At 67.3% G+C, this 13,459-nt stretch carries 10 protein-coding genes; 5 read left to right on the top strand and 5 right to left on the bottom strand.

Annotation, left to right across the window (positions count from 1 at the left end; translation table 11 throughout):
• Positions 1-30 precede the first annotated feature (30 nt).
• Together AC1DX2_RS10005 and AC1DX2_RS10000 are read right to left on the bottom strand one after the other, a co-directional pair.
• Complete coding sequence (locus AC1DX2_RS10005) at positions 31-2,253, bottom strand: gluconolaconase (protein WP_477196189.1); 2,223 nt, start codon at positions 2,251-2,253, stop codon at positions 31-33.
• A gap of 63 nt (positions 2,254-2,316) precedes the next feature.
• Positions 2,317-3,237: a LysR substrate-binding domain-containing protein gene (locus AC1DX2_RS10000; RefSeq protein WP_477196188.1), complete on the bottom strand. Its 921-nt coding sequence runs from the start codon at positions 3,235-3,237 to the stop codon at positions 2,317-2,319.
• A gap of 170 nt (positions 3,238-3,407) precedes the next feature.
• Here AC1DX2_RS10000 and AC1DX2_RS09995 point away from each other — a divergent pair, with 170 nt between their 5' ends.
• From AC1DX2_RS09995 to AC1DX2_RS09985, 3 genes are all read left to right on the top strand, one after another.
• Complete coding sequence (locus tag AC1DX2_RS09995; protein ID WP_477196187.1) at positions 3,408-4,604, top strand: acyl-CoA dehydrogenase; 1,197 nt, start codon at positions 3,408-3,410, stop codon at positions 4,602-4,604.
• Positions 4,605-4,624: 20 nt separating this feature from the next.
• On the top strand, positions 4,625-5,878 hold the full coding sequence (locus AC1DX2_RS09990) for a CaiB/BaiF CoA transferase family protein (RefSeq protein WP_477196186.1): 1,254 nt from the start codon (positions 4,625-4,627) through the stop codon (positions 5,876-5,878).
• Positions 5,879-6,050: 172 nt separating this feature from the next.
• Positions 6,051-7,304: an EAL domain-containing protein gene (locus tag AC1DX2_RS09985; protein ID WP_477196185.1), complete on the top strand. Its 1,254-nt coding sequence runs from the start codon at positions 6,051-6,053 to the stop codon at positions 7,302-7,304.
• Between the two features lie 2 nt (positions 7,305-7,306).
• Here the strand turns inward: AC1DX2_RS09985 and AC1DX2_RS09980 are convergent, their stop codons facing one another.
• On the bottom strand, positions 7,307-8,188 hold the full coding sequence (locus AC1DX2_RS09980) for a DUF2817 domain-containing protein (RefSeq protein WP_477196184.1): 882 nt from the start codon (positions 8,186-8,188) through the stop codon (positions 7,307-7,309).
• A gap of 187 nt (positions 8,189-8,375) precedes the next feature.
• Here AC1DX2_RS09980 and AC1DX2_RS09975 point away from each other — a divergent pair, with 187 nt between their 5' ends.
• On the top strand, positions 8,376-8,819 hold the full coding sequence (locus tag AC1DX2_RS09975) for a flavin reductase family protein (protein WP_477196664.1): 444 nt from the start codon (positions 8,376-8,378) through the stop codon (positions 8,817-8,819).
• Positions 8,820-8,911: 92 nt separating this feature from the next.
• Here AC1DX2_RS09975 and AC1DX2_RS09970 read toward each other — a convergent pair whose 3' ends face one another.
• On the bottom strand, positions 8,912-10,813 hold the full coding sequence (locus AC1DX2_RS09970) for a M61 family metallopeptidase (protein WP_477196183.1): 1,902 nt from the start codon (positions 10,811-10,813) through the stop codon (positions 8,912-8,914).
• A 181-nt stretch (positions 10,814-10,994) separates the two neighbouring features.
• Positions 10,995-12,392: an argininosuccinate lyase gene (argH, locus tag AC1DX2_RS09965; protein ID WP_477196182.1), complete on the bottom strand. Its 1,398-nt coding sequence runs from the start codon at positions 12,390-12,392 to the stop codon at positions 10,995-10,997.
• A 20-nt stretch (positions 12,393-12,412) separates the two neighbouring features.
• Here argH and AC1DX2_RS09960 point away from each other — a divergent pair, with 20 nt between their 5' ends.
• Positions 12,413-13,447, top strand: coding sequence for a sensor histidine kinase (locus tag AC1DX2_RS09960; protein WP_477196181.1), 1,035 nt, complete (start codon positions 12,413-12,415; stop codon positions 13,445-13,447).
• Positions 13,448-13,459 lie beyond the last annotated feature (12 nt).

Raw genomic sequence — 13,459 nt, 5'->3', positions numbered from 1 at the left:
CAGTTTGTGTGCAGCCGGGCCAGCGTGCGCCTACTCGATGAGGATGGCCAGGTCGCGCCCGGCGATGGCTTGGTTGCCGGCAAAGTCGGCCGCCAGGATGCGGATGCGGTATGCACCGGGCGGCAGCGTGCCGGGGTTCCAATTGCCGCTACCGGCCTGGCCGTCGCGCAGCGTGTTGGTCACGGTGTAGCGAAAGCGCGTGGCGGCGGCGCCGTGCACGGTGACGCCGCTGTCGGCCCAGTAGGCGGTCTTCACCGCTTCGCGGTCTGCGGGCAGGCGGTTGAATTCGAGGTTCACCAACGGCTGCTCGTAGCCAGGTACGGCGGATCCATCGGCGTGCAGCAGCTGGTAGCCCAGCTTGTACAGGCCCAGGCGGCGCCGGGGCAGGTTGCCGTTCACCAGGTCCAGCGCATCGACCACGATGCTCAGGGGGCCGGCATCGCGCGACACGCGCAGCGCACCGTCAGTTTTGCCGCCTGCCTTGCCGTCCCGCTTGCTGCCCAGCCGTTGGCCGGCCGCGTCATACAACGCAATGCCCAGGATGCGCGGTGGCAGCGTGTCCTGCATGTCGGCAAACGGCAGCACCAGTGGGTTCTCCACCTGGCCCTGCGGGCTGTACTCCAGATGCACATGGGCCATGCGGTTCACCGTGCCCAGCGCGTCGCCTACTTCGAAACGCGTGCCGCGGCGCACCCGTACGCGCTCGGTTTTGCCGTCGTCGCCGTTCACCAGCGCAAAGCGCGCGGGATCCAGCAAGCGGTGGACCGGGGTTCGACCCACCCGCATGTGGATGTAGGCCGTCTCGGCGACGTTCAGCCCTTCGCTGAGCGTATTGAAACCCCAGTTCGGCAGCGCCAGCGCCACCTTGCCGCGCGCCACCGCCAGCACGGTGTCGCCCACCTCGGCCTGCACGTCCAGGCCGGCGTGCAGGTGGTGGCGGCTTTCGCCATCGAAATTGCCACGCACCTCGCCCACCACGCCCACCACCTCATGCCAGACGTGTTGTGGTCTGGTGGGCCAAGGGAAGGGTTTGGCAGGCAGCGCAGGCGCTGGTGCGCTGGCTGCGAGCGGGGTGATTGGCTGCGCCACTGCGGAAGCTGCTGGCACGGCGCTGGCAGGCGACGTGGGCGCGCTGGCGGGCTGCGCGGACAGCTGCCACACGGTGTGACTGGCCTGATCGGCCACCACCAACCGGCCGGCGCGATCCAGCACCAGGCCTGCAGGACGCCTGAGGCGCAACGCGGCGCGCTGGGCGGGTGCGGTGCCGGCGGGGCCGCTGGCCACGGTTGCGACGGCGGGTACGGTGGCGGGTTTGCTGGCGTCTGGCAGTGCCAGCACCTGGCCGCCGGGCGTGAGCTGCACCACACGGCCACTGGCGCCATCGCTGGCGTAGATGAGGCCGTCATGCGTGACGGCCATGCCCATGGGGCGGCGCAGCAGGGCGGTGTCGTCTTCCGGGTCGGCGCGCAGCAAGGTGCTGACGTTGCCGTCGGCGTCGAGCTTGCGCAACGCCCGGTTGCCGCTGTCGGCCACCAGCAAGGTGCCACCGGGCAGGGCCAGCAGCAGCGTGGGGGTGTCGAAACGGGCCTGCGCGCCCAGCCCATCCTGCCAGCCGGGGCGTTCGCCGCCGGCCAGCGTGCTGACGTTGCCAGCGGCATCAACGACGCGCACACGGTCGTTGTAGCTGTCGGCCACATAGATTTTGCCGGTGGCGTCGTCCAGGGCCACGCCCATGGGGCCATTGAGCAGCGCCTGTGCACCAGGGCCATCGCGCCAGCCCGGCTGGCCGGTGCCGGCCACCGTGCTGACCAGCCCTTGCGGCGTGATTTTTCGCACGGCGTGGTTGCCGGTGTCGGCCACATACAGGTTGCCTTGTCTGTCCACCGCCAGCCCGGATGGCGTGTGGAACGCGGCAGCGGCGCCCTGACCGTCGGCCAGGCCTTCGCGCTGGCCGCCGGCCAGCAGGGTCAGTGCACCTTCTGGCGCCAGTTTGTAGATGGCATTGGCATCGCCGCCATCGCTGAGGTACAGGTTGCCTTGGGCGTCATACGCCAGGCCGAACGGGTCTTGCAGACCAGAGGCGGGGTTGGCATGGGCGCCGAGGATGGCGCGGGTGTGGGCGGGCCAACCCAGTGGCGTTGCCGCGCGGCGCATGAAATTGTGTGTGGGGGACAGGTACCACCAGGTGGCAAAGCCGGCGGCGGCCAGCAGCGCCAGCGCCACCAGGGAGCGGATGAGAAAACGGGAATTCACAGAGACAGCAGATGCACAAAACCGTCGATTGTGGCAGGCCAGCGTGTGGCGGCGCTGCGGGTCTTACACCGGCAGGCAATCCGGGCTGGCCTGGGCTGCCTGGCGCAGCCACTGGCTGAAAGTGGCCAGCGCCGGGTGCGGGTCACCGCGCTGTGGCGTCACCAGGTAGTAGCCGCGCTGTTGGGGCAAGGCTTGGGGGCAGGCGACGACCAGTTCGCGGCGCGCCAGCTCGGCTTCGATCAGCAGCGCGGGCACCAGGGCCACGCCCATGCCGCAGGCGGCGGCCGCAGCCGTCAGCGAGAACAGCTCGTAGCGCGGGCCGGACAGCGCCAGCGGTGCCGCCACGCCCTGGGCGTCGAACCATTGGCGCCAGGCATTGGGCCGGGTGCTTTGCTGCAGCAAGGGGAGGGTGGCGATGTCCTGCGGGCTCAGGCTTCTTCGCTTGCCCAGCAATGCCGGCGCGCACACTGGCAACACCTGTTCGCGCAGCAAGGGCAGGGCCAGCGTGCCGGCCCAGTTGGCCACCTGTTCGGGCGTGCCGGAGTACAGCGCGACGTCGAAAGGGGAGCCGGTGAACAGGAAGGGGCGGGTTTGCGTTTCCAGGTGCACCACCAGCTCACTGTGCTGATGCGCCAACTGCGCCAACCGGGGGATCAACCAGCGGGTGGCGAAGGTGGGCACGGTGGCCAGGTGGATGGCGCTGCCACGGCCCTGGTGGGCCATGGCGTCCAGCGTGTCGCGCTCCAGTGCCTGCAGGCGTGGCGCGATCTGCCGCGCATACTGGGCGCCGCTGGTGGTCAGCGCCACGCCGTGGCGCGTGCGGCGAAACAGCGCCAGGCCCAGAAACTGTTCCAGCGCAGCCACCTGGCGCGACACCGCGCTCTGGCTCAGCGCCAACTCCTGCGCCGCGCGGGTGTAACTTTCGTGGCGGGCGGCGGCGTCAAAGCAGGCCAGGGCCTGCAGCGACGGGATTTTCTTGCGCATGATGTGCTGAATATACACAAATGGTGACGCTTGGGTAGCGCCATATCTTGGTGATCGCCTGCCGCACGGGCACTTTAATATGCTGAAATTGCATATCTCGGTGCCAAATTGTGGTTTGCCCGCGCACCCCATGGCGGCTAACATAGCCTCCAACGACTTTGGAGACTGACATGGCCCACGCCGCCTTTCAATGGAACGACCCCTTCCTGCTGGACCAGCAACTGAGCGATGACGAGCGCATGGTGCGCGATGCCGCCGCTGCCTATTGCCAGGACAAGCTGCTGCCGCGCGTGACGGACGCCTTTCGTGCCGAGAAGACCGACGCCGCCATCTTCCGCGAGATGGGCGAGCTGGGCCTGCTGGGCCCCACCATTCCTGAAGCCTACGGTGGCCCCGGCCTGAATTACGTCGCCTATGGCCTGATCGCGCGCGAGGTGGAACGGGTGGACTCCGGCTACCGCTCGATGATGAGCGTGCAGTCCTCGCTGGTGATGGTGCCCATCTTTGAATTCGGCACCACAGCACAAAAGCAGAAGTACCTGCCCAAACTGGCCACCGGCGAGTGGATTGGTTGCTTCGGCCTGACCGAGCCCGACCACGGTTCTGACCCCGGTTCCATGGCCACGCGTGCGCACAAGGTGGCTGGCGGCTACAAGCTCACCGGCAGCAAGATGTGGATTTCTAACAGCCCGATTGCCGACGTGTTCGTGGTCTGGGCCAAGGAGGTGTCAGAGGGCGGCCAGGTCGGCCCGATACGCGGCTTCGTGCTGGAAAAGGGCATGGCGGGCCTGAGCGCGCCGGCCATCAAGGGCAAAGTGGGCCTGCGCGCTTCCATCACCGGCGAGATCGTGATGGACGGCGTGTTCTGCCCCGAAGAAAACGCCTTCCCTGAAGTGCAGGGCCTGAAAGGCCCATTTACCTGCCTGAACTCGGCCCGCTACGGCATCGCCTGGGGCGCTTTGGGCGCAGCGGAAGACTGCTGGTTCCGCGCCCGCCAGTACACGCTGGACCGCAAGCAGTTCGGCCGCCCGCTGGCCGCCAACCAGCTGATCCAGAAGAAGCTGGCCGACATGCAGACCGAAATCGCGCTCGGCCTGCAAGGTTGCCTGCGCCTGGGCCGCATGAAGGACGAGGGCACGGCTTCGGTGGAGATCACCTCCATCCTGAAGCGCAACTCCTGCGGCAAGGCGCTGGACATTGCCCGCATGGCGCGCGACATGATGGGCGGCAACGGCATTTCCGACGAATTCGGCGTCGCCCGCCACCTGGTGAACCTGGAGGTGGTCAACACCTACGAAGGCACGCACGACATCCATGCGCTGATCCTGGGCCGGGCACAGACCGGCATTGCCGCGTTCTCCAATTGAGTGTTCGGAAAAAGTCCAAGATGACCACCCCCAACGCCGGCGCGCTCGCGCACCTGAAAGTCCTGGACCTGTCGCGTGTGCTGGCCGGCCCGTGGTGTGGCCAGATCCTGGCCGACCTGGGCGCTGACGTCATCAAGGTGGAGCGGCCCGGCGCCGGTGACGACACCCGCCATTGGGGCCCTCCCTTCCTGAAGGATGCCGACGGCAACGACACCGACCAGGCCAGCTACTTCACCTGCGCCAACCGCAACAAGCGCGCCCTCACCGTGGACATGGCCAAGGCCGAGGGCCAGGCGCTGATACGCCAGCTGGCGGCGCAAAGCGACATCCTGGTGGAGAACTTCAAGGTCGGCGGGCTGAAGCACTACGGGCTGGATTTCGACAGCCTGAAGGCCGTCAACCCGCGCCTCATTTACTGCTCTATCACCGGCTTCGGGCAGGACGGCCCGTATGCGCCGCGCGCCGGTTACGACCTGATGATCCAGGCCATGAGCGGCATGATGAGCATCACCGGCCGGCCCGACGATGTGCCCGGCGGCGGCCCGCTGCGCGTGGGGGTGGCGTTGACCGACCTGTTCACCGGCGTCTACGCCGCCACCGCCATCCTGGCCGCCGTGGAGGTGCGCAACCGCACCGGCGCGGGCCAGCACATCGACATGTCGTTGCTGGACGTGGGCCTGGCCATCCTGGCCAACCAGGCCACCGGTTTTTTGAACACCGGCCAAACGCCGCAGCGCCAGGGCAACAGCCACCCCAGCCTGGTGCCCTACCAGGAATTTCCCACGCAGGACGGCGCCATGTTGCTGGCCATTGGCAACGACGGCCAGTTCGCCCGCTTTTGCGAAGCCTGCGGCAAGCCCGAATGGGCGCTGGACGAGCGCTTCATCACCAACACGCTGCGCGTGCGGCACCGCGAGGAGCTGGTGCCGGCCATGGTGGACGTCACCCGTACGCGTACCACTGCACAGTGGGTGGCGCTGCTGGAAGACCGTGCCGTGCCCTGCGGCCCCATCAACGACATCGCTCAGGCCTTTGATGACGCACAGGTGAAGGCGCGCGGCCTGGCCGTCACACAGCCGCGTGACCCGCGCGTGGTCGCGCAGGACGGCATCGCGCAGATCAGCACCGTGGCCAGCCCGCTGCGGCTGCTGGACACACCGCCGGTGCTGCACCGGCCGCCACCGGCGCTGGGCGAGCACACCGACGAGGTGCTGACTGAGCTGGGCTTGTCGGCCGATCGCATCGCGCAACTGCGCCAGCAAGGCGTGGTCTGAGTTGTTTTGACAATGGCCTATTTGCCTGCTGTGGTGTCATGCCAGGAAAAAGCGTTGCGCCAGCGCAAATGATGGTGGGTTGCCCACCCTCATAAAAGGGCGCTTGCCGGTCTTGCCCCCCATAATGCGGTATTCCAATACGGCAGGTAAAAAGGGCGGGCAAGTGACAGGGATGTCTGGGGAGCTGACGGTGGAACTGTTCAAGCGCGAACGTTTTGGCGGGCAGGAGGTGGTGTTCCACCTCGGCGGGCCGGGCGACTCCGCCTACGTCATCGAAGAAGGTTGCGTCGAGGTGCTGAGTGGCAGCGGCGACAACCTGCGCCGCATCGCCGTGCTGGCCCAGGGCGCCATGTTTGGCGAAGTGGCCCTGATGGACCGGCTGCCACGCACCGCCACCGTGCGCACGCTGGTGCCCACGAATCTGATCCGCATAGACCGCAGCCATGTGGAAGAGTTGCTGCTGCGGGCCGACCCGGTCATCCAGTACCTGATGCGCCTGCTGCTGGCACGCTTTCGCAATTCGCACGGTTTCGCCTCGCAACCGGACAAGCAGCACGACCTGTCGGCGCAGGCAGACCACGAAGCCCAAGCTGTGCAGGACCTGCAGCGCGCCGCCGTGCGCACGCTGACGCTGGTGCAAGACCTGGCCGAGGCGATCGAGCAGGGGCAGCTGGAAATCCACTACCAGCCGCTGATCACCTTTACCAGCATGCAGCCGATTGGCTTCGAGGCTTTGATACGCTGGCGCCACCCGGTGCTCGGTATGGTCACGCCGGTGGAATTCATCCCGTTGGCCGAAAAAACCGGGCTGATCCACAAGCTGGGTGCCTGGGTGCTGCAGCGCGCGGCCACCGATTGGGCGGACCTGAAGCGCTATTGCCAGCCCGATGGGGCGCAGCCGCCTTTCATGAGCGTCAACCTGTCGGCACCCGAGTTGGACAGCGGCGACATCGTGGCGGCGGTCAAGCAGTGCCTGGACAGCCATGGCATGGCTGCTGAGGAACTGCGCATCGAGTTGACCGAGTCCATCATCATCAACAACATCGCCGTGGTCTCGGGCACGCTGCAGCGCCTGCGCACGCTGGGCGTGGGCGTGGCGCTGGACGATTTTGGTACTGGCTACGCCGGCTTGGACTATTTGCAAACGCTGCCGTTCTCTTGCCTGAAGATCGACAAGGTGTTCGTGCAGCAGCTCAACATCTCGGACCGCAGTTTCCACATCGTGCAGTCGGCGCTGGAGCTGGCCCGCTCACTGGGCCTGACCACCGTGGCCGAAGGCATAGAAGACGCCGCCATCGGCCGCAAACTGGCCGAGATGGGCTGCACCTATGCCCAGGGCTATTGCTACGGCAAGCCCATGGACAAGGCGGCCGTGGCCGCCTGGCATGCGGCCTACAAGCCGACACCGGCCGCTGCCACGACCTGACATCACGGCAGCACAGCAGCAGCCGGCGGGACCAAGCCGCTGGGCCCACCGACAGGCACGCGCTTGGCCTGCCGGTTCCCCATCCAGTGCCGCAGGTCGGCCCACATCTGCTTCAGCTCGGCATCTTGCGGCACGCGCTGCGCATTGGGAAGCTCAATCGTCACCACTGGCATGCCCTTGTGCACGCCGCCGTAATTGCCCAGCGAGCCGGGGAATACGCCCACCGGGTCCAGGCGCAAACGCCCCAGGCGGGTAGGCGCGGGCGCCGGGCCATCGAAATCCAGCACGCCATAGGGCGCGTGGATGCTGACCACCAGATCGGGGTTGAAGCTTTTCAGTTGCTGGTCCAGAAAGCGTGTCTCCGGCTCGCTCAGCGGCGCGCGGCCGGGCCAGCGGCGCGGGTCCTTGCGGGTGCGCTGCTGCCAGTAGGTGGGTGCGTCCTTTTCCCAGCGCGGGGTGGGGAAGTTGCGGTTCAGGTCCACCCCGTTGGCGTTCACCCGGCGCGCCGGCCGGCTGAAGAGGCCATCGGGGTTCAGCGCCGGCACGAAGCGCCACAACACCGGCGCGCCCTCGCGCTGCGCCAACGCCGCCCAGTGCAAGGCCACTGACACCGAGGACATCTCGTCGCCATGGATGCCGCCCACCACCAGCACGCGTACCGGTGCATTGGCCGGCCCGACGTCGCCCCAGTACAGCGGCCGACCCTTGACGCTGCGTGCGCTGCCCGGCTGCAGCCGCGCCGACTCGCACAAGGCGGTCTTGACGCCCGGCAGGCGGGCGGAAAAGTCATCGCAGGCGGTCTTGCCGGCCGCGCGGGCGCTGGCGGCCTGCAGAACGGCCAGGCAAACCAGGCATGTCCAACGAACAAATGTGGGAAAACGCATCACAACAGCGGCAACAGGATGAGCGGGTGTCCCCCCAGGTGCCGCCGGGTTGCCGCCACGGCGACAATGGCTGCACGTGGGTGAACGCGATAATCACGGCAACCGCAATTATCCCTGCCCTACCTTGTCGCCCACCCGCGCTCTGCCGCCCGCCTTCTCGGCCGCCGAATTCCGGCTCGCCCTGGGCATGTTCGCCACCGGCGTCACCATCGTCACCGCGCGCGGGGCCGATGGCAGGCTGCTGGGGCTGACAGCCAATTCATTCAACTCGGTATCCCTGGCGCCACCGCTGGTGCTGTGGAGCCTGGCCAAGGCGGCCGGCTCGCTGGCCGAGTTCAGCGCCGGCTCGCATTACGCCATCAACATCCTGGCAGCCGACCAGCACGACCTGGCGGTGCGCTTTTCCGCCCGCGGCGTGGACCGCTGGGCCGACGTGGCCTACAGCGTCAGCGCCAGCGGCGCGCCACTGCTGGATGGCGCCGCGGCCACCTTCGAGTGCTTCAACCGCAGCCGCTACGACGAGGGCGACCACGTGATCTTCGTTGGCGAGGTGGAGCACTGCGCGCACCGTATCGGCGCCTCACCACTGCTGTTCCACGGCGGCAAGTTCTACACCGAACATCCGTTGTGAATGTAGCCCCCACGGTCGCTCACTGCGTGTAGCTCCCTGCCCCCCGAGGGGGCCGCAAATCCCCTTGGGGCGGCCCGGCGGGGATTTCGACCTCACTTCGCCTTGATGATGGCGTCCAGCCGCTCCGCTGTGCCATCCACCCGCACCAGCTTCGGGTAGCGCTGGCCGCCGTAATACGGCACGTTGATGGTCCAGTAGTTGCCGGCGCTCTTGACCAGCATGGCCATGGGCTTGCGGCTGGCGGCGGCATCAAGAATGGCGGCGTCCAGCGCGTCGGGTGTGTAGTCGTCGCCATTGACGGCGATCAGCTTCATGCCTGGTGCCATGCCCGCTTCGAAGGCGGCACTGCCCCATTGCACATCCACCAGTTGGCCCTTGTTGTCGTCATTGGCGATCTGGACACCGAGCGAGAAGCTGCGGTCCACCAGCTTGCGTGACTTTTCCGCGCCCTTGTAGCCCTTGGAAGCCTCCGGGCCGTAGTCCAGCTTCCAGCCGGCGCGCTTCAGGCCGTCCAGCGGGGCGCCGGGTTGCACGCTGTCCAGCCGCTGGCGCAGGAAGGCGCGCCAGTCATTGGGTTGCACCGCGTTCAGGGTCTTGACCACGTCGTCGAACTCATAAGTCAGCACCTGCATGCTGCCGTCCTGAACGCCGTGGAAGGCGCGCAGGAAATCATCCAGCGTGCGGGTGCCGTTGGACAGCTCGCGGATGCGGGTGTCCACGTCCAGCCAAAGCAGCTCACCCTCGGGGTAGAAGTCCACCGAGCGGCGCCAGCTGGACCAGCTGCGCGGCGCAAAGTACAGCACCTGGGCGTTGTCGGCGGTGTCCTGCAGCGGGCGCCAGCTGCGGCCGGCCACGTAGTCCATGGCGGCGGCGGTGATGGCCAGCTGGTCGCGGTAGTCGGCATTGCTCCACAGGCCGGAGCGCGCCGCCAGCACGTTGCCCAGGTACTCGGTCAGGCCCTCATACACCCACAGCAACTCGCCCTTCATGGGCGTGTGGAAGTCCGCTGTGGTCAAACCGGCCGGGCGACGGAACTTGCCGTTCCATGAGTGCACATACTCATGCGGCAACAGGCTGCCGGCCTGCACGTACAGGTCGGGGTCGGTGAAGAAATCCGCGCCCACGCGGTCATCGCTGGACTGGTGGTGCTCCAGGCCGAAGGAGCCGGTGTGCTCCGACAAGGCCAGCAGAAAGTCATAGTGCTGGTAGTGCTCGGCGCCAAACATGGCCACCGCCTGCTTGACCAGCGCCCGGTGGCCCTGGATCTGCTCGGGCTTGATGGCCAGGTTGGCGGCGCTGTCGGCCACCAGGTTCAGGTGCACCGGGCGCTTGGCACCCGGCGCCAGGTCAATGCGCTTGAAGTGCTTGCCGGTGAACAAGGGCGAATCCACCAGCATCTCGAAGCTCAGCGGCTTGAAGCGGGTCTTGCCATCCACCACGCCCTCAGTCTCCATCGAGGTGGCGAACTGCCAGCCCTCTGGCACGCGAATGCTGGGCTGCACGGTGATCTTGGCCACCGCGTAGCCAGCCGGGTAAAACGCGACCTGGTTCCATTCCAGCTCGGCCAGGCGCGGCGTGGACGACGGGCTTTGCCCAAAGTTGCCGCCCCCCACCGGCGACAGGAACTGAAAATCCACGTCGATGCTGCTGACGCCTTCCGGTACCTGCAACTGCAGCGAGTACATGTCCACCAGATCGCGCCGCCAGGCGATGCGTTTGCCACCGGCGCTGATGCGCAGGCCGGTCACCCCATCCAGCGGGCCGCTGGGCGAATGCTCGCCGGGTATCCACTTGGGGTAGCGCAGTGTCAGCGCACCGGGCTTGACCGGGATCACCTGGTGCACGCCAAACACCTTGCGGGTGGTGTCGCGCAGGTCCACGTCCAGTGTCATCAGGCCGGGATAGGCGACAGCCGACAGCGGCACCACCGGTGCCTGGCTCCAGGCGGGTGCGACAGCGAACAGCTGAGCCGCAGCCAGGCTCAAAGCGGACAACGCGAGACGGTGGAAGGGTTGGCGAGGGGCGAACGACGGCTTCAAAACGAAACTCCGGTGGTTGGTGCGAGCATGCGCGAGCGCCGGCATGGCGCCATGCCGGCATGTTAGCGCGCACGCTGTTAACGCACGGTTAACGCAGCGTTAATGCACAAGCGGCCGATCGCGCGGTGCAACCCCGCTAGGTCAGTCGCGCCCGATGCAGCGCAATCTGCGCCCGCACCTGCTCAGGCGCCGTGCCGCCCAGGATGTTGCGGGCGTTCAGCGAGCCGCGCAGCGACAGCACGTCGTAGACGTCCTGTTCAATGCTGGGGTTGAATTGCCGCAACACTTCCAGCGGCAGCTGCGACAGGTCCACGCGCTGGGCGATGGCGGCTTTCACCGCATGCGCTACCGTCTCATGGGCGTCACGGAATGGCAGGCCTTTTTTCACCAGGTAGTCGGCCAGGTCGGTGGCGGTGGCATAGCCGCGCAGCGCGGCGCGTTCCATGGCCTCGGGCTTGACGGTGATCCCGCCTACCATTTCGGCGAAGATGCGCAGCGTGTCCTTCAACGTGTCCACGGTGTCGAACAGCGGCTCCTTGTCTTCCTGGTTGTCCTTGTTGTAGGCCAGTGGCTGGCCCTTCATCAAGGTGATCAGGCCCATCAGGTGGCCCACCACGCGGCCGGTCTTGCCGCGCGCCAGCTCGGGCACGTCGGGGTTTTTTTTCTGCGGCATGATGCTGGAGCCGGTGCAGAAGCGGTCGGCGATGTCGATGAAGCCGAAGCTCTGGCTCATCCACAGCACCAGTTCTTCGCTCAGGCGGCTGATGTGCACCATCGCCAGCGAAGCGGCGGCTGTGAACTCGATGGCAAAGTCGCGGTCGCTGACGGCGTCCAGGCTGTTCTGGCACACGCCGTCCATGCCCAAGGTCTTGGCCACGCGCTCGCGGTCCAGCGGGTAGCTGGTGCCGGCCAGTGCGGCGGCACCCAGCGGCAACTGGTTGACGCGTTTGCGCACGTCGGCCATGCGGGCGGCATCGCGGCTGAACATCTCCACATAGGCCAGCATGTGGTGGCCAAAGCTGATCGGCTGGGCCACCTGCAGGTGGGTGAAGCCGGGCAGTATCACGTCCACGTTCTTGTCGGCAATCTCCACCAGCGCCTTTTGCAGGTCACCCAGCAGGCCGGTAATCAGGTCGATCTCGCCGCGCAGCCACAGGCGCACATCGGTGGCCACCTGGTCGTTGCGGCTGCGGCCGGTGTGCAGGCGCTTGCCGGCATCGCCCACCAGCTGGGTCAGGCGCGCCTCGATGTTCAGGTGCACGTCTTCCAGCGCCAGTTTCCACTCAAACGCGCCGGATTCCACCTCGGCCGTGATCTGCGCCATGCCCTTGCGGATGGCCTCGAAGTCCTGCGCCGGGATGATGCCTTGCGCGGCCAGCATCTCGGCATGGGCCAGCGAACCGGTGATGTCGGCCTGCCACAGCCGCTTGTCGAAAAACACGCTGGCGGTGTAGCGCTGCACCAGCTCGCTCATGGGCTCGGAAAACAGCGCCGACCAGGCTTCGGATTTCTTGTCGAATTGGTTCTGGGACATGTGGGGATAATGTTCTTTGCATGAAAGAAGACACCCAATTATCGGTCTTCCTGGACGACGCCCCGGCTCAGCCGGCCGCCGTGGCTGGCGACGTGGTGTTCGACGCCTGCCATGTCGGGGTGGTGCTGCGCGCGGTGCTGTCGGTGGAGGCGGTGGTGGCCGTGGCCGCCATGTATGGCGCCGGCGACCCGCTGGCCTGGTTGTCGGGCTTCGCGCTGCTGTCGGGCGCTGCGGTGCCAGCCACGCTGGTGTGGCTGGTGGCGTCATGTGCGTTCAAGCGTTGGCTGATCCCTCTGGCCACCGGCTGGCAGACCGCGCTGGTGCTGCTGCTGGGCATGCTGGCGGCGCTGTACGGCTGCGGTGTGCTGGTGCTGCTGGGCCTGGCGGACTCGGCGCCCTGGGTCGCCAGTGCCGGCACCGGCGCGCTGCTGGCGGCGGCGCTGATCGCCGGCTTTCGCCTGCGCGCCAAGGGCCGCACCCCGGCCGCCACGGCGGCGCGGTTGGTGGAGCTGCAGGCCCGCATCCGCCCGCATTTCCTGTTCAACACGCTGAACAGCGCCATCGCGCTGGTGAGGGCCGAGCCGGCCAAAGCCGAGGCGCTGCTGGAGGATTTGAGCGATTTGTTCCGCCATGCGCTGCTGGAGCAGGGCGAATCCAGCACGGTGGCCGAAGAGATCGAACTGGCCGGCCGCTACCTGGCCATAGAGCAGGTGCGCTTTGCAGAGCGCTTGCGGGTGGAGTGGGCGCTGGACCCACAGGCTGGCCAGGCGCGCCTGCCGCCGCTGCTGCTGCAGCCGCTGGTGGAAAACGCCGTGCGCCATGGCGTGGAGCCCAGCGACACCGGCGCCCAGGTGCGCGTTTCCACCGAGCGGCGCGGCTCGGTGGTGGTGATCAAGGTGTCCAACACCGTGCCGGCCGGCCAGGGCCCGGCCGGCCATGGCGTGGCGCTGCAGAACGTGCGCGACCGCCTGAACCTGCTGCACGACGTGCAGGGGCAGTTCCGCACCGGGCTGAAGGACGGCGTCTACCAGGTGCGCATCCAGGTGCCGGCATGAAGGGAGCGACCC

It is taken from the genome of Hylemonella sp. P2_B10, from assembly GCF_056404875.1.
Note: the sequence above shows the minus strand (reverse complement) of the source record. Positions and strands in the feature narration are given on the sequence as shown.